We start from the raw sequence: 22,658 nt of genomic DNA, 5'->3' as shown, positions 1-22,658 counted from the left end.
CCCCCAACACCCGCGCCGCCTTGTCCGCCAAGGCGGCGGTTTTGTGCATCCGGCCACGGGTAGGACGGATGCCCCCACTTGCGGAAACACCCCAAACCCATGAGTTTCGCCGATCTCGGCCTTTCCGACGAATTGCTGCAAAGCGTTACCGCTGCTGGCTATGACACGCCCACGCCGATTCAGGCGCAGGCAATCCCTTCCGTGCTGATGATGCGCGACCTTATCGGTATTGCACAGACCGGCACCGGCAAAACCGCCAGTTTCGTGCTGCCGATGATCGACATTCTCGCGCATGGCCGCCGCCGCGCGCTGATGCCGCGGTCGCTCATTCTTGAGCCTACGCGCGAACTGGCCGCGCAGGTGGCCGAGAATTTCGAGAAATATGGCAAGAACCATGATCTCAAGATGGCGCTGCTGATCGGCGGCGTGCAGATGGGGGATCAGGTCAAGGCGCTCTCGGATGGTGTGGACGTGCTGATCGCCACGCCGGGCCGGTTGATGGACCTGTTCGAGCGGGGCAAGATCCTGCTCACGGGCTGCGACCTGTTGGTGATCGACGAAGCCGACCGTATGCTCGACATGGGGTTCATTCCCGACATCGAGACGATCTGCTCCAAGCTCCCGGCCCAGCGCCAGACGCTGCTGTTTTCCGCGACGATGCCGCCGCCGATCAAGAAGCTGGCCGACCGCTTCCTGAGCAACCCGAAATATATCGAGGTTGCCCGGCCCGCTTCGAACAACACCAGCATCGCCCAGCACAAGGTCAAATGCGGCCCCAAGCAGAAGCGCGAAGTGCTGCGCCATCTGTTGCGTCACGACAACGTGACCACGGCCATCATTTTCGCCAACAAGAAAACGACGGTGCGCGAACTGGCCAAGAGCCTGAAGCGCCACGGTTTTGCCGCCGGTGAAATCCATGGTGACATGGATCAGTCGAGCCGTATTGCCGAGCTGGACCGGTTCAAGGATGGCTCAATCAACATCCTGTGCGCTTCGGACGTGGCCGCGCGCGGGCTGGATGTGAAGGGCGTTTCTCACGTCTTCAACTTCGACACGCCCTGGCATCCGGATGATTATGTCCACCGCATCGGCCGCACCGGTCGCGGCGGGGCCACAGGCCGCGCCTTCACGATCTATTGCGATGCCGATCTGGAAGCGATCCAGAATGTCGAGAAGCTGACCGGCGGCCCGATCCCGGAAATCAAGCTGGAGATCGACCACAAGGCCGAAAAGGCGGAAGAGAAGGCCGAGAAAACCGCGCATAAGCCGCGCGAGCGCAAGGCGCCGGAACGCGCTGCGCGTGAAGAACGGCCTGCCCGTGAGGAGCGTCCGCGCCGCGAGGAACGGGCGCAGCAGGAAGAGCGCAGCCCCCGCGAGGAGCGCGCGCCCCGCCGCGAGCATAGGCATGAAAACCGCCACGAGCATCGTCAGGAAGATCGCAGCCGTGGCCGTTGGCGCGACAATGATCCGCCGTCCAAGCCGGGCGAATGGAATGGGCCGATTCCCGAATTTTTGGGTGTATCGGCTCTGTAAGGATGGATTGAAGGGCTGCGTGTTTCGTCACGCGGCCCTTTGCCTTTACCGCTTTTGCGGAACCGTTCAGCCGAACCTGCGATTATAGGTGCCTTGAACCGCAAGGCCCTGCGCATCTCGTGCCGGCTTAAAAAGCATGGACGCACGGGCATGGGTGCATGTAGCCTGGTCCAGTTCCCCTGATCCGCTGGATTTGGTGAGGGCGCAGTTGGCTGGCATTTCGGCCGTTTACGCAGCCGGCAAAAGCGCAAACAGCAAAAGGCTCCCTTACCTCCGGCTGCTGCCCCTGGGCAACAAGCGCACCGGTACGCGTTTCTTTTCGCCCGGCGTGCCTGCGATCACCGAGAGCAGGCGGTCCACCAGAACTTCGCCCGCTGTCTGGAAATCCGGTTCGACCGAGGAGAGGGGCGGGGCCGAATGCGCCCCGGCGCGAATGCCGTCAAAGCCGATCAGGCCGACCTGTTCAGGCACCGAAATCCCCTGTTCGCGCAGTACACGCAGCGCGCCCAGCGCCATTTCGTCGCAGCAGGCAAAGATCGCATCGAAAGGCACGCCCGAACGGATCAGTTCCACCGCCGCGCGGCGTCCCTGTTCGTCGCGGCTCATCCCCTCCTCAAAGGTGATCAGGCGCGGCTCCATGCCCTGTTCGCGCAGCAATTCGGCATAGCCCTCATAGCGCTCCTTGAACTGGCGCTGGGCCGAGGTTTCCGAGGCAATGCAAACGATGTTGCGATAGCCCGAATCGATCAGATGCTGGGTCGCCATCCGCGCCCCGCCGATATTGTCCGACCGCACCCAATCGAGGTCCTCATGCGGGCTGCCCCAACAGACCAGATGCGCGCCCTCGGCGGCAATGGAGTGGAAGTAATCCCAAGCGTCCCAATTCTCGCTGGTGCCGATGACGATCAGCCCGTCGGCCTTGCGCTGTTCCTGATACAGGCCCCACAGGTGGTCGGACGCGCCCTGAAACGAGACGATCGTTTCATGCCGCCGCCGCGAAGCCGCCGCGCAGACGCTGCCCAAAAGCGCGAAGTGGAAAGGGTTGAAATTCTTGATATCTTCGTCGGGTCGGCAGATCACCACCACCGCCAGAGTGCCCGTCCGGCCGGTGCGCAGGCGGGCGGCATTCTCGTCCACGTGATAATTCAGCTTGGCTGCGGCCGCGGCCACGCGCGCGCGGGTCGCCTCGCTCACCACCGGGTCGCCCGCCAGCGCGCGGCTGACGGTGGACTGGCTGACGCCTGCCTCGGCGGCCACATCGAAGGACGTGACGCGATAGCGCTTCTTCGCCTTACCGGCGTCGATCAGCGCTTCGGCCTCGTCGGTCGAATGCAGCTTGGCGGTTTTGTGGCGATCATCTTCCCCCATGGCGGCGGTCTTGGCCCTCTTTGCTATCACTTGTCCAGAGGCCATTGGGCCACACGGTCGATTTCACCCCCGCGCAATAATCTGAGGCGCGAGCAGCATCAACAGTTTCACGTCAATCGCCATGCCCTCGGCGCGGCGGGCGGCGACAAAAGCGCCGATGTCGGCAAGGGGCACACGGTGGGTAATGATCTCTTCGTCATCCACCCCGCCGCCCGGGCCGACCTTGGTCAACCCATGGGCGCGCAGCAGGGTAAAGCTCTCGGTCACCATGCCGGGCGAGGAGTAAAATTCGCCCACCACTTCCATGCGCGCGGCATCATAGCCGGTTTCCTCGATCAATTCGCGCCGGGCGGCATCGGTGGCCACTTCATCGGCATTGTCATCGGAATCGCCGACCAAACCGGCGGGCAATTCCAGGCAGGTGCGCTTCAACGGCACGCGATATTGCTCGACCAGCAGGACATGGTCCTCCTCGTCAATCGCCAGAATGACGGCGGCGCGGATGTTGCGCGCGCGGCTGACATATTCCCAGTTGCCGCGCTGCTTGGTCGCGATGAACCGGCCCTGCCAGACCACCTGCTCTTCGCTCTCGCGCCAGGTCTGGACGATCTTTTCCTTGGTCATCAAAGGCTCCGTTGCAACGTCTTGTCGGCTAACCACCGCTTTGGGCAAAGTGCAAGGCGTCAGGTTGAAGGCGCAAACATAAGGGCCTGATAGGCGGTTGTGGTTAACATCGCCCTGTGGCAATTCTGGGTCAGGCAGAAGAGGGAAGGATAATATGCTTCAGGAATTCAAGACCTTTATCGCACGCGGCAATGTGCTGGATCTGGCGGTCGGTGTGATCATCGGCGGGGCCTTTGGCAAGATCGTTTCCTCCCTTACCGATGATGTGTTGATGCCGGTGATCGGCAAGGTCACGGGCGGCATCGATTTTTCGTCCAAATTCATCCTGCTGGGCGATATTCCGGCCAGCTATACCGGATCGCCCACCGATTATGCCGCGCTGAAAAAGGCGGGTGTGGCGATGCTGGGCTATGGCAGCTTTGTCACCGCGATCATCAATTTCCTGATCATGGCCTTCGTGATCTTCCTGATCGTCAAGGGCGCGAACAAGGCCACCGCCAAGCCTGCCGCCCCCGAGGCACCGGCCGCGCCCGCCGGCCCCACCGAGGTCGAACTGCTGGCCGAAATCCGCGATGCCCTTAAGGCGCGTTGAAAAAGGCTCGTTGAAAAAGGCGCGCTGAGACCAGCCAACATGCACAGGGGGGCTGCCATCGGAAATCGGGGCGGCCCCCTTTTCTTTTGCAAAATTGCGCCTATATCACCCCTCGCCGGTTTCGACCGGCTATGGTGATAAACTGCGGCGTGCAATAGATGCAGCGGACCCGGGGGCGGTACCCGGCGGCTCCACCATCACTACCCGGACCTGTGCCGGGGCCTCGTTGTCGCGAGGGTGTTGATGGGGCCGAACTAGGATCGACGTGTGTTGAAAAGCGCTGTTTTTGCCCGGGCTGAGTAACCCGTATAAGGCTCAAAACTCATAAGTGCCAACGACAACGAAGCACTTGCTCTGGCTGCGTAATTCTAGGCCTTAACGGGCTGAAGTTACAAACCTAGAACACGGTTGAACCCACCGGGTAACAGAAGGGAATTCGGGGGCCCGGGGCGGGCCTAGCAACAGAACCGCCCCACCTATCTCCCCTACATTTTGACAGAACGCGCCCAAGAGCGCATGAGCGCGCGATGCAATTCGCCCATTTCGATGTCGCCGCCTTCCTCAACGCCAATTGGCAGAAGCGCCCGCTGCTGATCCGCAATCCGTGGAAGGCTTGGGCCAATCCGCTTGAGCCGGACGAACTGGCGGGCCTTGCCTGCGAGGAGGGCGTTGAATCGCGTCTGATTACGAGTGGCAGCGGCAAATTGGCGCTGGAGCGCGGCCCCTTTGCTGAGGAACGCTTTGGCGCTCTGGGCAAGGAGCCGTGGACGCTGCTGGTGCAGGCAGTTGACCATTATGTGCCGGATGTGGCGGCGCTGATCGAGCCGTTTCGTTTCGTGCCGGACTGGCGGATCGACGATGTGATGGTTTCCTATGCCAATGACGGCGGGGGCGTGGGGCCGCATTTCGATCAGTATGATGTGTTTCTGATTCAGGGCCTTGGTCGCCGCCGCTGGCGGGTCGGCCCGGTTTGCAATGCGCAGACGCCGCTGGTTCCTCATGAGGATCTGCGCCTGATCGAGGATTTCGAGGCGACGGGCGATTGGGTTCTGGAGCCGGGCGATATCCTCTATGTCCCGCCCGGTTTTGCCCATGACGGCGTGGCGATTGGCGATGATTGCATGACCTATTCGGTGGGTTTTCGCGCTCCCTCGCGCGCCGAACTGGCCGAGGCGTGGACCGCGCATCAGGTTGACGCCATGGCCGAGGATGACCGCTATGCCGACCCCGATCTGAGCCTTCAGGCGCATCCGGGCGAGATCACCGCCGAGGCGCTTGACCGCCTGCATGGCATGGTGCTGGCCTCGCTGGCGGATCGCGGTGCCTTTGCCCGCTGGTTTGGCCATTATAACAGCCTGTCCAAATATGCCGAAACCGACTGGCGCCCTGAGGAGCAAATGGAGGCCGACGAGGTCGCCGCGATGCTGGGCGAGGGCCATGCGCTGCATCGCAACCCGGCGCATCGCTTCGCCTTTATCGAGGCAGGTGAGGGCGTTCTGCTCTTCGTCGATGGCGTCTGCCGCGAATGTCGGGGCGAGGCCGCAGAACTGGCGCGCGACCTTTGCGCGGGCGGCGAATGGAGCGGGACTGCGCCGGGCGAAGAGAGCTTGGTCCTGCTTACCGCGCTCATCAATCAAGGTAGTCTTGGTTTTGAGGAAGAGGATTGATGGCGCTGATTCTCTTCAACAAACCCTATAGCGTGCTATGCCAGTTCACCCCCGAACCCAATGGCCCGCCGCGCCCGACCTTGGCCGATTTCATCAAGCGTCCTGGCGTCTATCCGGCGGGCAGGCTCGATCATGACAGCGAGGGGCTGCTGCTGCTCACCGATGACGGGCGGCTTCAGGCGCGCATCACCGATCCGCGCTACAAGGCGCCCAAGACCTATCTGGTGCAGATGGAAGGCGAGCCGGACGAGGCGGCTCTTGAAGCGCTGCGGCGAGGGGTGCGGTTGAAGGATGGCATGACCTTGCCCGCCAAGGCCGAGCGGATCGACCCGCCCGATCTGTGGCCGCGCGATCCGCCGGTGCGTTTTCGCAAGACGGTGCCTGATTGCTGGATCGCGCTGACCATTCACGAAGGGCGCAACCGTCAGGTGCGCCGCATGACCGCCGCCGTGGGGCACCCGACCTTGCGTCTGGTGCGCTGGCGCGTGGGGGAATGGTCGCTGGATGGATTGGGGCAGGGCGAATTCAGAGAGGTTTAGGCTTTGACGGTTTCCGGTTCGGCCTTGGCCGCTTCATGCTTGATGCAGTCGAGGATCTTGGCGCCCGCCATGAACACCGAGCCGGTGCAGGCCAGAAACAGCAGCTTGCCCCCGAAACCGGGATATTGGCCCAGATAGACCTGTCCGCGCTGCACCGCGCCATTGGCCAGCGCGAAAATCACGAGAAACGCTTCGGCACGAGTCTTGATGACGAAAAGACGGGCGATTTTCTGCCACATAAGCCAAACCTCTGCTTTGCCCTCACGGTGTTTTGAAATGTCCGTGTCGGCCTGTGGCTCCACTCTGGCATAACCCCTAGGTGGTGCAAGGGTGGTAAACATGGCGTTAACCATGAATTGTTCGCCTTTGGGACAAAACGCTCCGGCTTTGCGATAATTGCCGCAAGGCGCCTGAAAATTCGCCGCGCCCGACAAGCCGGTTGCCAAAGGCGCCGCCATCGGTCATAAGTCTATCTGTCTCTCCTCCCCGGAGTCCATGTATGCCATGCGTTTAGCGCGCATGCCTTTATGTCGTTCAGGCATTCGCTTGGGCGGCGCCTTGGATGAGGGTGATGATGATGAGCAAGTATCAGGACCGGGCTGGCCTTCAGGTTGATGGCGATCTGGCCCTTTTCGTCGAAAATCGGGTTTTGCCGCCGCTGGGGCTGGATGCATCGCGCTTCTGGTCGGGCTTTGCCGCGTTGCTGGGCGAATATGCGCCGCGCAATCGCGCGCTGCTGGCCCGCCGTGATGAACTTCAGGTCGCCATTGATGGCTGGCATCGCGAGCGCGGCAAGATCGCCGTGGATCTGCCCGAATATGAGGGCTTCCTGCGCGCCATCGGCTATATCGTGCCCGAACCGGCGCCCTTTGCCATCACCACGCGCAATGTGGACGCGGAAATCGCGACGATGGCCGGGCCGCAATTGGTTGTGCCGGTCCTCAACGCCCGCTTCCTGCTCAACGCCGCCAATGCGCGCTGGGGCAGCCTGTATGACGCCTATTACGGCACCGATGCGCTCGATGCTCCGGCGGCCAAAAAGGGCGGCTATGATGTCGAGCGCGGCGCGGCGGTGATCGCGGCGGGACGGGCTTTCCTCGATTCGGCGGTTCCGCTGGCCGAAGGCTCATGGGCCGATTGGGAAGGCATCAGTCCCGAACGTCCGCTGCCTGCTCTTGCGCGGCCCGAACAATTGATCGCCCGGCGCGGCGATGGGCATAAGGGCGCGCTGCTGCTGGTCAACAATGGCCTGCATATTGAGATCGTGATCGACCACACCCATGTCATCGGCGCGACCGACAAGGCGGGGATCAGCGATATCATCCTCGAATCGGCGCTGACCACGATCTGCGACCTTGAGGATTCGATCGCGGCCGTCGACGCCGAGGACAAGATCGCCGCCTACGCCAACTGGCTGGGCCTGATGCGCGGCGATCTGACCGAGAGCTTTGAAAAGGGCGGCAAGATCCTGCACCGCGAACTGGCGGCGGATCGGGAATGGACGGCGCTGGATGGTTCGAACCTGACGCTGGCCGGACGCAGCCTGCTGTTCATCCGCAATGTCGGCCATCTGATGACCAATCCGGCGATCCTGCTGGCCGATGGCCGCGAGATCCCCGAAGGTGTGATGGACGCTGTCATCACCAGCGCGATTGCGATGCAGGACCTTAAAGGTCTGGGCCGCCATCGTAACAGCCGGACGGGCAGCATCTATATCGTCAAGCCCAAGATGCACGGGCCGGAGGAGGTCGCCTTCACCAACGACCTGTTCAACGCGGTCGAGGATCTGCTGGGCCTTGCGCGCCACACGATCAAGGTGGGCGTGATGGACGAGGAGCGCCGGACGAGCGCCAACCTTGCCGCCTGCATTGAGGCGGTGAAGGAGCGGATCGTCTTCATCAATACCGGCTTCCTTGACCGCACCGGCGATGAGATCCACACCTCGATGCAGGCCGGCCCGGTCATTCGCAAGAATGCCATCAAGGCTTCGGCTTGGATTTCGGCCTATGAGGCGCGCAATGTCGGCATCGGCCTTGCCAGCGGCCTGTCGGGCAAGGCGCAGATCGGCAAGGGCATGTGGGCCGCGCCCGACCGGATGCGCGACATGCTGGAGCAGAAGATCGGCCATCCGCGCGCCGGGGCCAACACCGCATGGGTGCCTTCGCCCACGGCGGCCACGTTGCATGCCACGCATTATCACGGGCTGGACGTCTTTGCCCGCCAGCGTGAAATCGCCGCGCAGCCTGTGCCGGGTCTGGAGCCTTTGCTGACGATCCCGCTGGCGCTGGGCACCAATTTCTCGACCGAGGATGTCGCCGAGGAACTGGATAACAATGCGCAAGGTTTGCTGGGTTATGTTGTGCGCTGGATCGATCAGGGCGTCGGCTGCTCCAAGGTGCCCGACATCAACGATGTTGGCTTGATGGAGGACCGTGCCACGCTGCGTATTTCCAGCCAGCATATGGCCAACTGGCTGCTGCATGGCGTGGCCACGGGCGAGCAGGTCATGGATTCGCTCAAGCGCATGGCCGCCAAGGTCGATGCCCAGAACGCGGGCGATCCGCTCTATGAGCCGATGGCCGGGCGCTGGGAGGAAAGCTATGCCTTCCGCGCGGCCTGCGATCTGGTGTTCAACGGGGTGGAGCAGCCCAGCGGCTATACCGAGCCCTTGCTGCACGCATGGCGCCTGAAGAAGAAGCAGGCGGCGCGGCAACTCGAAACGGCCTGATGCAAGAAACCCCCGGGGCCGATGCTCCGGGGGTTTTCTTCAGGCGCTGAGAATTTTGGCGATGCTGACGAATTCTGCCACGGACAACGTTTCGGCGCGGCGGGCCGGGTCGATGCCAAGGGTTTCGAGGGCATCCAGCGCGCCGGGCAGGCCTTTCAGGCTTTGCCGCAGCATTTTGCGCCGTTGGCCAAAGGCGGCCTCGGTCACGCGCTCCAGCATCCGGGCCGAGACGCCTTCGGGCATATCGCCGGGCTTCACATGGATGATCGCGCTCATCACCTTGGGCGGCGGGGTAAAGGCGCTGCGATGCACCTTCATCGCGATCTTGGGGGCGGCGCGCCATTGGCTGAGCACGGCCAGACGCCCGAAAGCATCGCTGCCCGATGGCGCCACGATCCGCTCGGCCACTTCCTGTTGAAACATCAGCGTCAGGCTGGTCCAGCGCGGTGGCCAAGTCTCACCCGACAGCCAGCCCGTGAACAAAGCCGTGCCGACATTATAGGGCAGGTTGGCCAGGATCGCGTAAGGTTCGCCATCAAACAGGGCGGCATGGTCGATTTTGAGCGCATCGCCTTCGATCACCGTCAATTGCCCCGGAAACGCCTCGGCCAACTCGCCCAGCGGCGCCATGCAGCGCTTGTCCATTTCGATGGCCGTGACCTTGGCCCCCGCGCGCAGCAGGGCGCGAGTCAGACCGCCGGGGCCGGGGCCGACCTCCAGCACATTCTGGCCCTTCAGCCGTCCGGGGATGGCCGCGATGCGCGAAAGCAATTGCTCGTCGAACAGGAAGTTCTGGCCCAGCGCCTTGCTGGCAAACAGGCCATGGGCATTGATGACCTCGCGCAGGGGCGGCAAATCGGGACGCGGTAAATCGGAATCGCTCATCAGGCCGCCAATAGGGCGGCGCGGCTGCGTGCGCAATCGGCGGCAAGGCGCAGCGCCGAGACCGTCGCGCCGACATTGGCCTGCCCCTTGCCCGCGATGGGAAAGGCTGTGCCGTGATCGGGCGAGGAGCGGATGATCGGCAGGCCCAGCGTGATATTGACACCATGGTCAAAATCGAGCGCTTTCAAAGGGATCAGCGCCTGATCGTGATACATGCAGATGGCCACGTCAAACGAGGCCCGCCCACGCGCCGCAAACAGGCCATCGGCGGCGTGCGGCCCGCTGGCATTGATGCCCTCGGAGCGCAATTGTTCGATGGCCGGGGCCACGATGCGCTGATCCTCGTCGCCAAAACGCCCATCTTCGCCCGCATGGGGGTTGAGCGCGGCAATGGCGATGCGCGGGTTGGTCAGCCTGAAATCACGCTCCAGCGCTCGCGCCACCACCCGCGCACGGCGCAGGATCAGGTCTTGCGTAATCAACCCCGGCACCGCCGAGAGCGCGACATGGACCGTCAGCGGCACGGTGCGCAAATTCGGACCCGCCAGCATCATCACCGCATCCTCGGCCTCAACACCTGCGGCATGGGCGACAAATTCGGTCTGTCCGGGATAATCGAAACCCACCTCGGCCAGCCGCGATTTGGCGATCGGCCCGGTCATCAGCGCGCCCGCCTGACCCGACACGGCCAGAGCGGTGGCTTGAGTCAGGCTTTCCAGCGCCAGCGCCGCGCCGTCGCGATCAGGCGCGCCGGGACGATATTCGCCATCGAACTCGCCGATCACGGGCAGCGCGCGATCATAGACCAGCGCGGCCTCCTCCATCGAAGCGACGCGCTCGACCGGAATGTCCAGCCCGCGCGCGCGCGCCGCCCCGGCCAGCACGGCCGCGCCGCCCACCGCGCAAAAGGCGGGCAGGGCATGGACGCGGCGCGCAAACCACGCCGCCGCGATCAGTTCCGGCCCCACACCGGCCGGATCGCCCAGCGAAACAGCCAATGGAAGGATTGGATAGGCCACCTCTTTATCCTCAGTTAAACCCGATATCTCAGTTATACTCGATGATCGCGTCGCGGCGAAGGTCGCGCATGTACATTTGCGCGCGCTTGTTGACGCGGTCTTCTTCCATCTGCGACATCAATTCCTCGAACGAGGGGCCGCTGGCCGCCTTGGGATCGTCGCGGCCGCACAGCATCAGCATGCGGATGCCTTCCTGCACCGAACCAAACGGCGGCGTGGTTTCGCCCAGCGAAAGCGCCAGCAGCGACTGCTGAAGCGGGGCGGGCAGGTCGCGCGCGCGGATCTGGTCGTTGGCGACAACCTGCGCGCCCAGCTTGCCGGCAACCGCATCGACGCCGCCGCAGCCCTTGGCCGATTTAATCGCGTTGGAAAATTCGTCGATCTTCTTGTTGGCTTCGGCCTCGGCAATATTGGCGGGCAGGGCCAGCGTGATCTGCTTGAGCGCAAGCACCGCATCGCGCGGATCGGCGGTCAGCACCTGACGCTTGTCGATCAGATAAAGGATCGAGAAACCGCCGCGCATCTCGATCGGGCCAACGAGCTGGCCGGTCTGCATCTCGCGCGCGGAGGCGGCCAGTTCGGTGGGCAATTGCGCCAGACGGATCCAGCCCAGATCGCCGCCCACCGCCTTGGTCGAGGCTTCGGAATATTGGCGGGCATAGGCGGCAAAGCTGCCGCCTTCCTTCAACTGGCTCATGATGCGCTGGGCATTTTCGGCCACGACGGCGCGGCTGTCGGGCGTGGCCGACAGATAGATTTCGCCCAGACGGTATTCCTCGGTGCCCTTCGACGCCTTCATCCGCTCGAGCAGTTCCTTGACTTCCTGCTGGCTGACATTGACGAAAGGCTGGACATTGCGGCGCAGCACGCGGTTCCATGCCAATTCGCCGCGGATCTGGCGCTTCAGCGAATTGGGCGAGGAGCCGATGCGGGCCAGATAGGCGTCGAGCGCGGCCGGTTCCTGCTTGAAGTTTTCCTGGGCGACGCGGGCATAGGTGCCGTCGACCTCGCCCTCGTCGATCTTGATGTCGGCGTTCTTCGATTCCTGAATCTGGAGCGTTTCGTCGATCAGGTTGCGCAAAACCTGCGCGCGAAGCCGCTCGACTTCCTCAGGCGCGACCTTGCCCCCATTGGCCGCCAGGATCAGCGCCAGACGCTGGTTCACATCGGTGCCGGTGATGATATCGCCGTTAACGATGGCGGTGGCGCGGCGCAGATTGGGGTTGTCCTTGCCCAACATGGTCACATTCTGGCCGATGCCGAAAGGATCGCTGGCCGTGGGCGCTTCGGCGGGCTTGGCGGCCGGGGCCTTGGGCGCTGTCGCAGGAGCCTTGGGCGTTTTGGAGCGCACGGGGGCTTGCGCGAAACCTTGCGCGGCCAGCGCCAGAGACAGGCCAGCGAGCGCGCCCATCCGGGCCACCGCCCTTACGCGCGCCGCACCCGATCCAGATCCTGCCTTTTTCGTCACCACCATAATCTTGCGCTCGATCCTGTTCTTGTCGCCGTGCATCTGCACCCTCCGGGCTTAACCCCGGCTGAGCCAGCAGCGATTTGGGAGCATATCGTGATATGCCACCCCGCCATGGCCGCAGGCGATAGCGTCTTTGTCTTGCCCTGCCAACAGATGCTTGTGGCCGTTTACCGGAAACCCAGATTGCGCAGCGAAAAGCGCAATTCAAAGCTGCTGCCGCGCACGGCGTCACCGATGGTCACATAGTCGCGCCGCCAGTTCAGGTCGAACTGGAAGCAGTCGGTCTGGAAGGACACGCCCAGCCTTGTGCGCAAGGGCTGGAACGAGGCGGTGCTGGTGTTGGCCAGCAGGCTCTTGTCCGAAAGGTCGAACACGCCCGAACCGAACACAGACCAGAATTTCGCAAAGGCGATTCGCCCCGCTGTGCGCAATTCATTGCTGTCGACCAGATCTTCCTGACTGGTGGTGATATTGCGGTTCAGGCGCGCATAGCCGACCTCGAGATAGGTCGTGTCGCTGCCCAAGGTCGCGTCCACTTCGTTACGGCGAAACACGAAGCTGTCGTGGTCGAGCCGGTAACGGTGGGTGATCTTGAAGAAATCGCGATAGCGGATTTCGGTGCGCCCGACGATATCGGACATGCGGTCCGACAGGCCCGTGCCCTGAGGCAGCAGGGTGGGCTGGCTGGTCAGGCGATAGGATTGGCCGACATTGGCGTTGATGCGCCAGTTGGGCCGCTCCAGCCGCCATTCCATGCCATAGGTCACGCGGTTGCCGTCCTCGATCCGGTCATAGCCGGGAAAGCGGTTGAGCGCGAAGAGATTGATATCTTCGAGTTCGATGGCGCGCGCGTCCTCGTTGGGGATTCGCATGTTGGGCGTGGGCGATGTGGCCACGAACTGCACATGAGGGGTCAACACCTGCGTTCCGCCGAACAGCGGGCCGACAAAGGGCCAGGTGATGTCGGCCGCAGCCGTGGCCGTGGCGCGCCCCTGCCAACCGGCGGTGCCGCGATAGATGGCGGTGCTGGTCAACAGATTGTCGGTCGAATGATAGACATCGCCCCGGCCCAGCGCGGTCAGCGTGATGATCTGCCCCATGGGCGTCATCTTGCGCAGGTTCCATTCCACGCTGGCAAAGGCGCGCTGCATGTCCTGCCCGGCGCTGCGGGTGATGGCCAGCGTGTTGGCGCGCACCTCGATCTTGCCGCCCAGCAGGTTTTCGTCAAACCGCCGGCGATAGTCGATCATCGGCAGGGCAATCGGCACCAGCCCCTGCGTGCCCGTGGCGCGCAGCGTCTGGAACGCCCAGCCCGAGAGCGAGAAATAGGACGTCTGGCCGATCCGCTCCAGATTGATGTTCGAGCGCAGCGTATCGTCCGAGGAAATATAATAGCGGCGCAGGAACGTGCGGTCGGAGGCAAAGCGGCCGGAAAAATCGAGGCTCCAGTTGGGCGAGAGCTGATATTTGCCGTTGGCGTCGAAATAGCCGCGCCACTTCTGCTGGGTGTTGAGGCCCGAAACGTCGGTGGCGGCCGAGCGAGTCAGATAGCCGGTGATCTGAAACGCGCCCGTATCGCCCAACTGGCGGTAATGCACCTTGGCCATCGGCTTGGCCTTGGTAAAGGCATAGCCGGTGATGGCCAGATCCTTGTTATTGGCAAGGCGGGCGTAATAGGTGCTGGAAAATTCAAATCCGTTGGCCGCCGATGTGCGGAAATCGGGCACCAGAAAACCGGGCAGGGGCCGTCCGTCCGTCGCCACCTGAAGGCTGGGCAGAGGTACGATGGAGGCGCCGAACAGCGACAGGCGCGCGCCCTTGAAACGCACAATCTTTTTATCGGGATCATATTCGACGTGACGCGCCGTCACCTTCCAGATCGGCTTTTTCTCGCATCCCTTGCTGTCCACCACGTCGCAGCCGGTATAGGCCGCCTGGGTCAGGACATAATGGCCGTTGGTGTCGCGCCGCCCTTCATTGGCGGCCAGGCGCCCGCCCTCGCGCATCAGCATCAGCATATTATGCGTCAGCCCAACGCTCAAATCCTCGCTCAACTCCATCTGGTCGGTGAGCAATTCGTTGCCATTGGCATCGACCACGCGAAGCTGGCCCTGCGCCATGATCTGGCCGGTCTTGCGATTCCAGCGGACGGTATTGGCGCGCACGGTCTGTTCGCCGCGCCGCAAAAAGACATTGCCCGTGGCGATCACGACATCATTCGTGTCGTCGTAATCGACCTGATCGGCGGCAAAATCGATCTTGTTTTCGTCATAGCGCGTGCGCTGGGGCAGGTCGGCGGCCGGGCCGCCCGCCTCGGCGCCGGTTTCCAGCCCCCCCGCCGATAGCCCACCGGCCTCGCGCATGGTTGCCGCCCATGCCGGATCGGCGGCCAGCGCGACGCAGAGCGCCGCCCATGGCGCCATCCGGCGCAGGACAATGGAAAGGTTCGGTTTGGTAAGGGGCGCATGAGGCCCAATCAACGCAGGCATGGCTTGCCTATCGCAGAGGGGATGCCTAACTGCAATCCATGAAGGCGATGAGATTGGCATCAACCCACCGCATCGCAATACCGACCCAATGCTTTTGAACGGGCCGCTCGTCCGGCCTGCAAGGAGTTACCATGATCGTCACATTCCTCGCCAGCCCGCCCGCTTCGGTCCTTGCGCCGGTCGCCCGTTTCGTGGCCGCCGATGGGTGGGAACAAGGTTTGCCCGCCGTGATCGTGGCCGGTGCCAAGGCCGCGCGCTTTGCGGGACGGGCCGGACAGGTGTTTGAAGGCTTTGCCGATGTTGATGGCGTGATCGGGCGCCTGGCGCTGGTGGGCATCGGCGGGGGCGATTCCGATACCGACCGCCGCGCTTCGCTGGAAAAGGCGGGCGGGGCGCTGGCGGGCAAGTATCGCACCTCGGGCGCGACGCAACTGCTGCTCGACGGCGCGGGGCTGGCGGCGGATGAATTGGCCAGCGTGCTGCTGGCGCTGCGTTTGCGCCTGTGGAAACAGGATGGCTATCGCACCACGCTCAAGGACGAGGAAAAGGCCAGCCTTGAGGAAATTCTGGTGATGAACGCCGCCGATGGCGCGCAGGCCGCGTGGGAAGCCGCCACCGCCATTGCCGAGGGCGTCGAATTCACCCGCGAACTGGTGACCGAACCGGCCAATGTGCTGTATCCGGAAAGCTTCGTTGAACGCATCCGCCAGCGTTTCGCCGGGACGGGCGTGGACATCCGCGTGCTGGACGAAAAGGAAATGCGCTCGCTGGGCATGGGCTCACTGCTGGGCGTGGCGCAGGGTTCGGCGCGGCCGCCCCGGATGGTGGTGCTGGAATGGCGCGGCGGCGCGGCTGATGCGGCCCCGCTGGCCTTTGTCGGCAAGGGTGTGACCTTTGACACCGGCGGCATCAGCCTCAAGCCCGGCGCGGGCATGGAGGACATGAAGTGGGACATGGGCGGTGCGGGCGCGGTGTCGGGCGCGATGCTGACGCTGGCCCGGCGCAAGGCCAAGGCGAATGTGGTGGGCGTTCTGGGCCTGGTTGAAAACATGCCCGACGGCAATGCCCAGCGCCCGGGCGACGTGGTCACGTCCATGTCGGGCCAGACCATCGAGGTCATCAACACCGACGCCGAAGGCCGCCTCGTGCTGTGCGATGCGCTGACCTTTGTGCAGCGCGAGTACAAGCCTGCCAAGATCGTTGATCTGGCCACGCTGACCGGCGCGATCATCATGAGCCTTGCGCATGAATATGCCGGGCTGTTCTCGAATGATGATGCGCTTTCGGCCGATCTGACCAAGGCGGGCGCGGCCACCGGCGACAAGCTGTGGCGGATGCCGATGGGTCCGGTCTATGACAAGATGATCGACAGCCCGATTGCCGACATGAAGAATGTCGGCGGCCGTTTCGGCGGCTCGATCACGGCGGCGCAGTTCCTCGCTCGCTACATCGAAAAGGACGCTGACGGGAAGCAGACTCCGTGGGCGCATCTCGACATCGCGGGCACGGTGTGGACCGACAAGCCCGGCGCGACCTGGGACAAGGGCGCGACCGGCTTTGGCGTGCGCCTGCTCGACTCGCTGGTCCGTGAAGCAGAATAAATGCAGGCCGACTTCTACCTGCTGGAAACCGGCGGCCCGGAACTGGCCCTTGCCCCACTGGCGGGCAAGGTGCTGGAGACGGGCGGTCGCCTGCTGGTGGTGGCGGGCGAGGCGGGCGCGCGTGAGCGGATTTCGCAGGCCTTGTGGAGCGCGGGGGCGACCAGCTTTCTGGCCAATGGCATCGCCGGGGGCGACCATGATGCGCGCCAGCCCATCCTGATCGCGCAGGACGTGGCCCCGGCCAACGGCGCGCGCTTCCTTGCTCTGGCCGATGGCGTCTGGCGCGAGCCCGGCGAGGGGGATTTCGACCGCGTCCTGCTTGTCTTTGGCGAGGCCGAGCGTGCCGCCGCACGTGAGACATGGCGTCTGCTCAAAGGGCGCGAGGGCTGGGCCTGTCGCTTCTATCGCCGGGAAGGCCGGAAATGGACGCAAGCGGGATAATGGTCACCCTTGCAGGAGAGAGCGCGAAAGGCTAGGGCGCCGCGCAACAGGGCCGTCAAGGCCCATCCAACGCAAGGAACCTACGACATGGCGCTTACCCGCACCTTCTCGATCATCAAGCCCGACGCCACCCGCCGCAACCTGACCGGCGCCGTCACCAAGATGCTGGAAGAAGCCGGCCTGCGCGTCGTCGCCAGCAAGCGCATCCAGATGACCAAGGAACAGGCCGAAGGCTTCTATGCCGTTCACGCCGAGCGTCCTTTCTTCAATGACCTGGTTTCGTTCATGATCTCGGGCCCGGTCGTGGTTCAGGTTCTGGAAGGCGAAGACGCTGTGAAGCGCAACCGCGACATCATGGGCGCCACCAACCCCGCCAACGCCGACGCCGGCACCATCCGCAAGGAACTGGCCGAATCGATCGAAGCCAACTCGGTCCATGGTTCGGATTCGGAAGAAAACGCCGCGATCGAAATCGCCTATTTCTTCAAGCCGGAAGAAATCGTCGGTTAATTCCGGCCGTTTGATGGCATGAAAAAGCCGCCGGAGGGATGGTCCTTCCGGCGGTTTTTTTGTTGTGGGTTTTATGCCTCCGGCGGGCAAAGGGACTCGTCCCTTTGCAATCCCTATACTGTCTTTGTTGCGCTTCGGATCATCGTCGCGCGACCTTGCAGCGCCGCAGGCTTTTAAACCGCTTCGCGGAACAACGTTTCCCGGCAAATTTGGCGCAACTCCATTCATGGGATTGCAAAGGGACCGAGTCCCTTTGCGCGCCGGAGGCCCTTAAACCTTAAAACTGATCCGCCACATCCATCAACCGCGTCAACCGCTTGGGCGCGACCGAGCGCCAGCTCCGCGCCAGCCAATCGGAGACCTGATCCCAATCCACATCCGCCCGGTTCAGGATCAAGCCCGCCCAGCCCGAAGCCCCGTAATAGGCAGGCCGGAACCATACCTCGGGATCGGCGTCGATCAGGGCGTTCATTTCATCCTGCCCACTGGTTTTCACCAGCAGGGCAATATGCTGCTCACCATGGTGGCGATCATTGAAATAGGCGAAGAATTTGCCGCCCTTGATCGACCATGCGGGCGAACCGTGGCTTTCACGTGCCTCGACTTCGGGCAGGGCGGCGGCCAGTTCCGACACGCGTGCCAGCAGCCAGTCGGCGCGATAGGGCCGCGTCACCAGTTCGGTCAGACAGCGGGCATAGAGCTGATGCTCGGCAAACAGCACGCGCCCGGCAAGGCTCTCGGCGGTGTCACCGGGAATGATCGCCACGGGCGTCTGGCCCAGAATCGGCCCGTCATCCAACTCGGGCGTCACCAGATGGACAGTCACGCCGCCATGGCTGTCGCCCGCCTCGATGGCGCGTTCGTGGGTGTGCAGCCCCTTGTATTTGGGCAGCAGCGAGGGATGGATATTGAGCATCCGCCCGGCCCAACCGGAAACGAATTCCGCCGTCAGGATGCGCATATAACCGGCCAGCGCGACATATTCCGCCCCCGATGCCCGGATCGCCGCGTCCATCGCCATGTCATGATCGGCCCGTGCCATGCCCTTGTGGGGCAGGGCAAAGGTGGGCACGCCCTCGGCGGCGGCCAGTTTCAGGCCGCCCGCCTCAGGATTGTTGCTGGCCACCAGCACGATTTCGAAGGGGCATTCCGGCGCACGGCTAGCATAGAGCAGCGCGGCCATATTCGTACCCCCGCCCGAAATCAGGACGGCGACCTTTGCTTTATGCATTATGGGTGGCTTCCCATGCCTGCCGTGCGCTCCACGCCTCGGCGCTGCCCGAAACGGTGCAGCCGCGCGCGCCTTCGCGGATTTCGCCGATGCGGAACACCGTCTCGCCCGCAGCGGCCAGATCGGCGGCTAGCGCTTCGGCTTCCTCGGGCTTGACCGCCAGCACCATGCCGATGCCGCAGTTGAAGGTGCGCGCCATTTCGCCCGGCTCGATATTGCCCTGCGCCTGAAGGAAGGCCATCAGGCGGCTCTGTTCCCAGCTATCTGCGTCGATGAAGGCATGAAGCCCCTCAGGCAGCACGCGGGGGACGTTTTCCAGCAAACCGCCGCCCGTGATATGCGCCAGAGCGTTGATGCGACCCGAACGGATAAACGGCAGCAGCGTCTTCACATAAATGCGAGTCGGCTCGATCAGATAGTCGATCAGCAGCTTTTCATTGTCGAACAGGGCGGGGCGGTCCAGCTTCCAGCCCTTGTCGGCGGCCAGACGGCGCACCAGCGAATAGCCGTTCGAATGCACACCCGATGAGGCCAGACCCAGCAGCACATCGCCCGCAGCAACCCGGTCGCCGGTCAGTTGCTCGCCGCGCTCCACCGCGCCGACACAGAAACCGGCAAGGTCATAATCGCCGGCGGTATACATGCCCGGCATTTCGGCCGTTTCGCCCCCGATCAGCGCGCAGCCCGCGATGCGGCAGCCCTCCGCGATACCGGCGATGACGCGCTCGGCCACGCCGTTTTCCAGCTTGCCCGTTGCGAAATAGTCGAGAAAGAACAGCGGCTCGGCGCCTTGAACGATCAGGTCGTTGACGCACATGGCCACCAGGTCGATGCCGATCTTGTCATGGCGGTCATGGTCGATGGCCAGCTTGACCTTGGTGCCCACGCCGTCATTGCCCGCCACCAGCAGCGGGTCCTTGTAACCGGCCGCCTTCAGGTCGAAAAAGCCGCCAAAACCACCCAGATCGGCGTCTGCGCCGGGGCGGCGGGTCGATTTGGCCAGCGGGCCGATGGCCTTCACCAAGGCATTGCCGGCGGCAATCGAGACGCCTGCGTCCTCATAAGTGTAATTGGTGGGGCCAGAGGCTGTGGTGTCGGTCATGGGGCCTTGCTCGCTTGCGAAGAAATCACGTTTGGGGGCCGCCTAGCGCTTTCCTGCTTGGATTTCCATGCCCGATTGGGCAATAGCGGGCCCTGAACATGACAAAACCGGCAAATCTTATCGCACGGCGTGGCAGAATCGCGCTTCTCCCTCGTGGTTTTGCCGCGCGCGGCGCGCTGGCGGCGGGCCTGTTGCTGGCGGGCGGGGTGGCTTTTGTCGGCCCCGATCACCTGCTCGCGCAAATCGAGGGCGAGCGCGGCATCGCCCCGGTGGTGGCCAGCAACGATATTGAAATCGGCAATATCGAGGTCGACGCCACTGGCAAGAACGCGCAGGACGCCAAGCTCAATGGTTGGCGCGAAGCCTATAAGAAAGCGTGGGAGGCCGCCCATGGCCCGGCGCTGGACGTGGGGACGATCGAAAGCATCGTGGCGGGCGTGGTGGTGGACCGCGAGGAAATCGGCCCGCATCGCTATCGCGCCAAACTGGTGATCGCGTTTGATCGCGGCCGGGCCGGTCAATATGGCGCGGGCAATGGCGGGGTGGCGGTGCGTTCCGCGCCGATGCTGGTGATTCCCATGCTGACCTCGGGCGGGGTGTCGCAGGTGTTTGAGGTGCGCAGCCCCTGGCAAAAGGTCTGGGCCGAATATCGCACCGGGGCCAGCGCGATTGATTATGTGCGCGCCAATGGCGGCGGCGCCGATTCGCTGATCATCAACGCGGGCCAGCCCGGACGGCGCAGCCGTGTGTGGTGGCGCGGGGTGCTGGATCAGTTCGGCGCGTCCGATGTGCTGATCCCGGCGGCGCGGCTGGAGCGGCAATGGCCCGGCGGTCCGGTGAAGGGCTTTTTTACCGCGCGCTATGGCCCGGACAATATCGCGCTGGGTTCGTTCGAGCTGGCCGCTTCGGATGATGGCGCGGTGCCCGCGATGCTGGCGCAGGCGCTGGCGCGGATGGACCAGATTTACACCGATGCGCTGTCACGCGGGCTGTTGCGGCCTGATCCCACGCTGTCGGTCGATCATCCCACGATGGATCCGGGGCTGGCCTCGTTGATCGCCGCAGGCCGCGCCGCAGAGGCCGCCGCCGCCGCGCAGGCCGCCGCCGAACATGCCGCAGACGAAGCCGCCGCCGCCGAAACGGTCGCCGCCGCGCCTGTCGCGCCCCAGCCCAAGCCGGGCGCGGCGGCGCTGACTATTCAATTCGCCTCGCCCGATGCGCGCGCGGTGGATCAGGCGCTGGCCGCAGTGCGCGGCGTGGCGGGCGTGGACAATGCGGCCACCACTTCGATCGCGATTGGCGGAACTTCGGTGATGCGCGCGCAGTTCAACGGCAATGCCGACGCTCTGGCGGCGGCTTTGCGCAAGGCAGGGTGGCAGGTCAGCGTGGCAGGGGCCGCGCTGCGCATCCGCCGATAGAGATTTATGAGCAAAATGATGAAAAAACCCGTTTCCAGTCAGTTCGCGCTGCCGCTGGCCCCCGATCAGTCGCCCAGCGCCGCGCGCATTGTCGTGGGCGAGGGCAATGCTTCGGCGATTGCCGCGCTTTCCGCGCCCGACAGTTGGCCGTTTCGCACCGCGATTCTGTCCGGCCCGCCGCGTTCGGGCAAGAGCCTGCTGGCGGCATGGTTTGCCGAGAGCGGCGGCGTCGCGCTGGACGACGCCGACACGATGGATGAAACCGCCGTGTTTCACCGCTGGAACCGCGCGCAGGAGGAAAAGACGCCTCTGCTGTTGACCACCACCGCGCGCGAGGGCGGGTGGAAGATCACGTTGCCCGACCTTGGCTCGCGCATGGGGGCGGCGCTCTGGCTGGACATTGAGGCGCCCGATGACGAGATGATGGCCGATCTGATCGCGGCCCATGCCGAAACGCGCCTGCTGCCTTTGACCGACGATCACGCGCGCTATCTTGCAAGCCGGTGTGAGCGTACCCATATCGCGGCAGAACGTCTGGTGGCGACGATTGACCGGCTGTCTCTGGAGCGCAAGGCGCCGCCGGGACAGGCGATCCTGCGTGACGCGCTGGAGGAGTTGAATGGGTCCGCCGAACCGCGTATGTTGTAAGGCATAGCATAAGGCGGATGTGGGACGCCCACGGCGCGCAGAGGGATTTTGAGGGATGATTTCAGGTCTGATCGCCTATCTGGACTCGATTGTCGCGCGTGACCCTGCGCCGCGTTCGCGTTGGGAAGTGCTGCTCTATCCGGGCCTGTGGGCGGTGGGTTTCCATCGCGTGGCGCATCGCCTGTTCCGGGCGCGGCTGTTCTTTCTGGCCCGCGCGGTCAACCATCTGGCGCGGTTTTTTACCGCCATCGACATCCATCCCGGCGCCACCATCGGGCGGCATCTGTTCATCGACCATGGCTTTACCGTGATCGGCGAAACGGCGGAAATCGGCGATAATGTCACGATTTATCAATGCGTGACGCTGGGCGGGACCAATCCGGCCAATGGCATCGGCGGCAAGCGCCACCCCACGCTTTCGGATGACAGCATCATCGGTTCGGGCGCGCAGATTCTGGGGCCGATCACGATTGGTCGCCGCGCCCGCGTCGGCGCCAATGCGGTCGTGACCGAGGATGTGCCCGAGGGGGCGACCATGGTGGGGGTCAAGGCGCGCAGCACGCTGGTGGCGGCCGAGACATGGGCCAAGGATTTCATCCCCTATGGCACGCCTTGCAAGGAGCCTTGTGCGGATGCCGAACCGGCGGTCGGGCGCATCTGCAAGCTGGAGGCCGAAATCGCCGATCTGCGCGCGCAGGTGGCCGATCTGCTGGCCGCCGATCTGCGCGCGCAGGTGGCCGATCTGCTGGCCGCCGATCAGCGCCACGATGGGACCAAGGGGTAATCCGGCGC

The 22,658-nt window shown here is 63.9% G+C and carries 20 protein-coding genes and 1 other RNA gene; 12 read left to right on the top strand and 9 right to left on the bottom strand.

The window, feature by feature from the left end:
- The first annotated feature begins 99 nt into the window (after positions 1-99).
- Positions 100-1,533, top strand: coding sequence for a DEAD/DEAH box helicase (locus tag BGP00_RS05910; protein WP_168604575.1), 1,434 nt, complete (start codon positions 100-102; stop codon positions 1,531-1,533).
- A gap of 267 nt (positions 1,534-1,800) precedes the next feature.
- On the opposite strand, the gene BGP00_RS05905 is transcribed toward BGP00_RS05910, so the two are convergent.
- Positions 1,801-2,931, bottom strand: coding sequence for a substrate-binding domain-containing protein (locus BGP00_RS05905; RefSeq protein WP_292925722.1), 1,131 nt, complete (start codon positions 2,929-2,931; stop codon positions 1,801-1,803).
- A gap of 33 nt (positions 2,932-2,964) precedes the next feature.
- The gene (locus BGP00_RS05900; protein ID WP_292690090.1) at positions 2,965-3,525 is read right to left on the bottom strand and encodes an NUDIX hydrolase; all 561 of its coding nucleotides are present in this window, start codon (positions 3,523-3,525) and stop codon (positions 2,965-2,967) included.
- 154 nt (positions 3,526-3,679) lie between these two features.
- Between BGP00_RS05900 and mscL the strand changes: the two genes are divergently transcribed.
- The 4 genes from mscL (at position 3,680) to BGP00_RS05880 (ending at position 6,323) form a co-directional block, all read left to right on the top strand.
- A complete protein-coding gene (gene mscL, locus BGP00_RS05895; protein ID WP_168604577.1) occupies positions 3,680-4,117 on the top strand; it encodes a large conductance mechanosensitive channel protein MscL in 438 nt (145 codons plus the stop codon).
- A gap of 75 nt (positions 4,118-4,192) precedes the next feature.
- Positions 4,193-4,594, top strand: a transfer-messenger RNA (tmRNA) gene (gene ssrA / locus BGP00_RS05890).
- A gap of 50 nt (positions 4,595-4,644) precedes the next feature.
- Positions 4,645-5,784, top strand: a complete 1,140-nt coding sequence (locus BGP00_RS05885; RefSeq protein WP_292690093.1) for a cupin domain-containing protein — start codon at positions 4,645-4,647, stop codon at positions 5,782-5,784.
- Positions 5,784-6,323 carry an rRNA large subunit pseudouridine synthase E gene (locus tag BGP00_RS05880; RefSeq protein WP_292690095.1) on the top strand — a complete coding sequence of 180 codons (540 nt, stop codon included), beginning with the start codon at positions 5,784-5,786 and terminating at the stop codon, positions 6,321-6,323. The genes BGP00_RS05885 and BGP00_RS05880 overlap by 1 nt, the downstream gene beginning before the upstream one ends.
- On the opposite strand, the gene BGP00_RS05875 is transcribed toward BGP00_RS05880, so the two are convergent.
- A complete protein-coding gene (locus BGP00_RS05875) occupies positions 6,320-6,562 on the bottom strand; it encodes a hypothetical protein (protein WP_168604580.1) in 243 nt (80 codons plus the stop codon). The genes BGP00_RS05880 and BGP00_RS05875 overlap by 4 nt on opposite strands.
- Positions 6,563-6,900: 338 nt before the next feature.
- Between BGP00_RS05875 and BGP00_RS05870 the strand changes: the two genes are divergently transcribed.
- Positions 6,901-9,051, top strand: a complete 2,151-nt coding sequence (locus BGP00_RS05870; RefSeq protein ID WP_292690227.1) for a malate synthase G — start codon at positions 6,901-6,903, stop codon at positions 9,049-9,051.
- Positions 9,052-9,090: 39 nt separating this feature from the next.
- On the opposite strand, the gene rsmA is transcribed toward BGP00_RS05870, so the two are convergent.
- The 4 genes from rsmA to lptD all read right to left on the bottom strand — a co-directional run bounded on the left by rsmA (position 9,091) and on the right by lptD (position 14,915).
- The gene (gene rsmA / locus BGP00_RS05865) at positions 9,091-9,936 is read right to left on the bottom strand and encodes a 16S rRNA (adenine(1518)-N(6)/adenine(1519)-N(6))-dimethyltransferase RsmA (protein ID WP_292690097.1); all 846 of its coding nucleotides are present in this window, start codon (positions 9,934-9,936) and stop codon (positions 9,091-9,093) included.
- Positions 9,936-10,955, bottom strand: coding sequence for a 4-hydroxythreonine-4-phosphate dehydrogenase PdxA (gene pdxA, locus BGP00_RS05860; RefSeq protein ID WP_292690098.1), 1,020 nt, complete (start codon positions 10,953-10,955; stop codon positions 9,936-9,938). Before pdxA ends, rsmA begins: the two co-directional genes overlap by 1 nt.
- 28 nt (positions 10,956-10,983) lie before the next feature.
- Positions 10,984-12,465 (bottom strand): peptidylprolyl isomerase, encoded by a 1,482-nt coding sequence (locus BGP00_RS05855; RefSeq protein ID WP_292690100.1) that lies wholly within the window; start codon positions 12,463-12,465, stop codon positions 10,984-10,986.
- 128 nt (positions 12,466-12,593) lie between these two features.
- Complete coding sequence (gene lptD, locus BGP00_RS05850) at positions 12,594-14,915, bottom strand: LPS assembly protein LptD (RefSeq protein WP_292690102.1); 2,322 nt, start codon at positions 14,913-14,915, stop codon at positions 12,594-12,596.
- A 131-nt stretch (positions 14,916-15,046) separates the two neighbouring features.
- Here lptD and BGP00_RS05845 point away from each other — a divergent pair, with 131 nt between their 5' ends.
- The 3 genes from BGP00_RS05845 (at position 15,047) to ndk (ending at position 17,467) form a co-directional block, all read left to right on the top strand.
- On the top strand, positions 15,047-16,516 hold the full coding sequence (locus BGP00_RS05845) for a leucyl aminopeptidase (RefSeq protein WP_292690104.1): 1,470 nt from the start codon (positions 15,047-15,049) through the stop codon (positions 16,514-16,516).
- Positions 16,517-16,957 carry a DNA polymerase III subunit chi gene (locus BGP00_RS05840; RefSeq protein WP_292690106.1) on the top strand — a complete coding sequence of 147 codons (441 nt, stop codon included), beginning with the start codon at positions 16,517-16,519 and terminating at the stop codon, positions 16,955-16,957. It abuts the gene before it with no gap.
- An 87-nt stretch (positions 16,958-17,044) separates the two neighbouring features.
- Positions 17,045-17,467: a nucleoside-diphosphate kinase gene (gene ndk, locus BGP00_RS05835; protein WP_168604587.1), complete on the top strand. Its 423-nt coding sequence runs from the start codon at positions 17,045-17,047 to the stop codon at positions 17,465-17,467.
- Between the two features lie 277 nt (positions 17,468-17,744).
- Here ndk and purN read toward each other — a convergent pair whose 3' ends face one another.
- Positions 17,745-18,698 carry a phosphoribosylglycinamide formyltransferase gene (gene purN, locus BGP00_RS05830; protein WP_292690108.1) on the bottom strand — a complete coding sequence of 318 codons (954 nt, stop codon included), beginning with the start codon at positions 18,696-18,698 and terminating at the stop codon, positions 17,745-17,747.
- On the bottom strand, positions 18,691-19,800 hold the full coding sequence (gene purM / locus BGP00_RS05825) for a phosphoribosylformylglycinamidine cyclo-ligase (RefSeq protein ID WP_292690110.1): 1,110 nt from the start codon (positions 19,798-19,800) through the stop codon (positions 18,691-18,693). The genes purN and purM overlap by 8 nt, the downstream gene beginning before the upstream one ends.
- A 98-nt stretch (positions 19,801-19,898) precedes the next feature.
- Between purM and BGP00_RS05820 the strand changes: the two genes are divergently transcribed.
- Genes BGP00_RS05820 through epsC form a run of 3 tightly spaced genes read left to right on the top strand, consistent with a single transcriptional unit; the run spans position 19,899 to position 22,650 of the window.
- On the top strand, positions 19,899-21,218 hold the full coding sequence (locus tag BGP00_RS05820) for a heavy-metal-associated domain-containing protein (RefSeq protein WP_292690112.1): 1,320 nt from the start codon (positions 19,899-19,901) through the stop codon (positions 21,216-21,218).
- An 18-nt stretch (positions 21,219-21,236) separates the two neighbouring features.
- Positions 21,237-21,866, top strand: coding sequence for an ATPase (locus BGP00_RS05815; RefSeq protein WP_292922928.1), 630 nt, complete (start codon positions 21,237-21,239; stop codon positions 21,864-21,866).
- 55 nt (positions 21,867-21,921) lie between these two features.
- Positions 21,922-22,650 (top strand): serine O-acetyltransferase EpsC, encoded by a 729-nt coding sequence (gene epsC, locus BGP00_RS05810; RefSeq protein WP_292690116.1) that lies wholly within the window; start codon positions 21,922-21,924, stop codon positions 22,648-22,650.
- Positions 22,651-22,658 lie beyond the last annotated feature (8 nt).

The organism is Novosphingobium sp. 63-713, from assembly GCF_001898925.1.
GTDB lineage: Bacteria > Pseudomonadota > Alphaproteobacteria > Sphingomonadales > Sphingomonadaceae > Novosphingobium.
The sequence above is the reverse complement of the archived record's forward strand: the minus strand, read 5'-3'. Positions and strand labels throughout refer to the sequence as shown.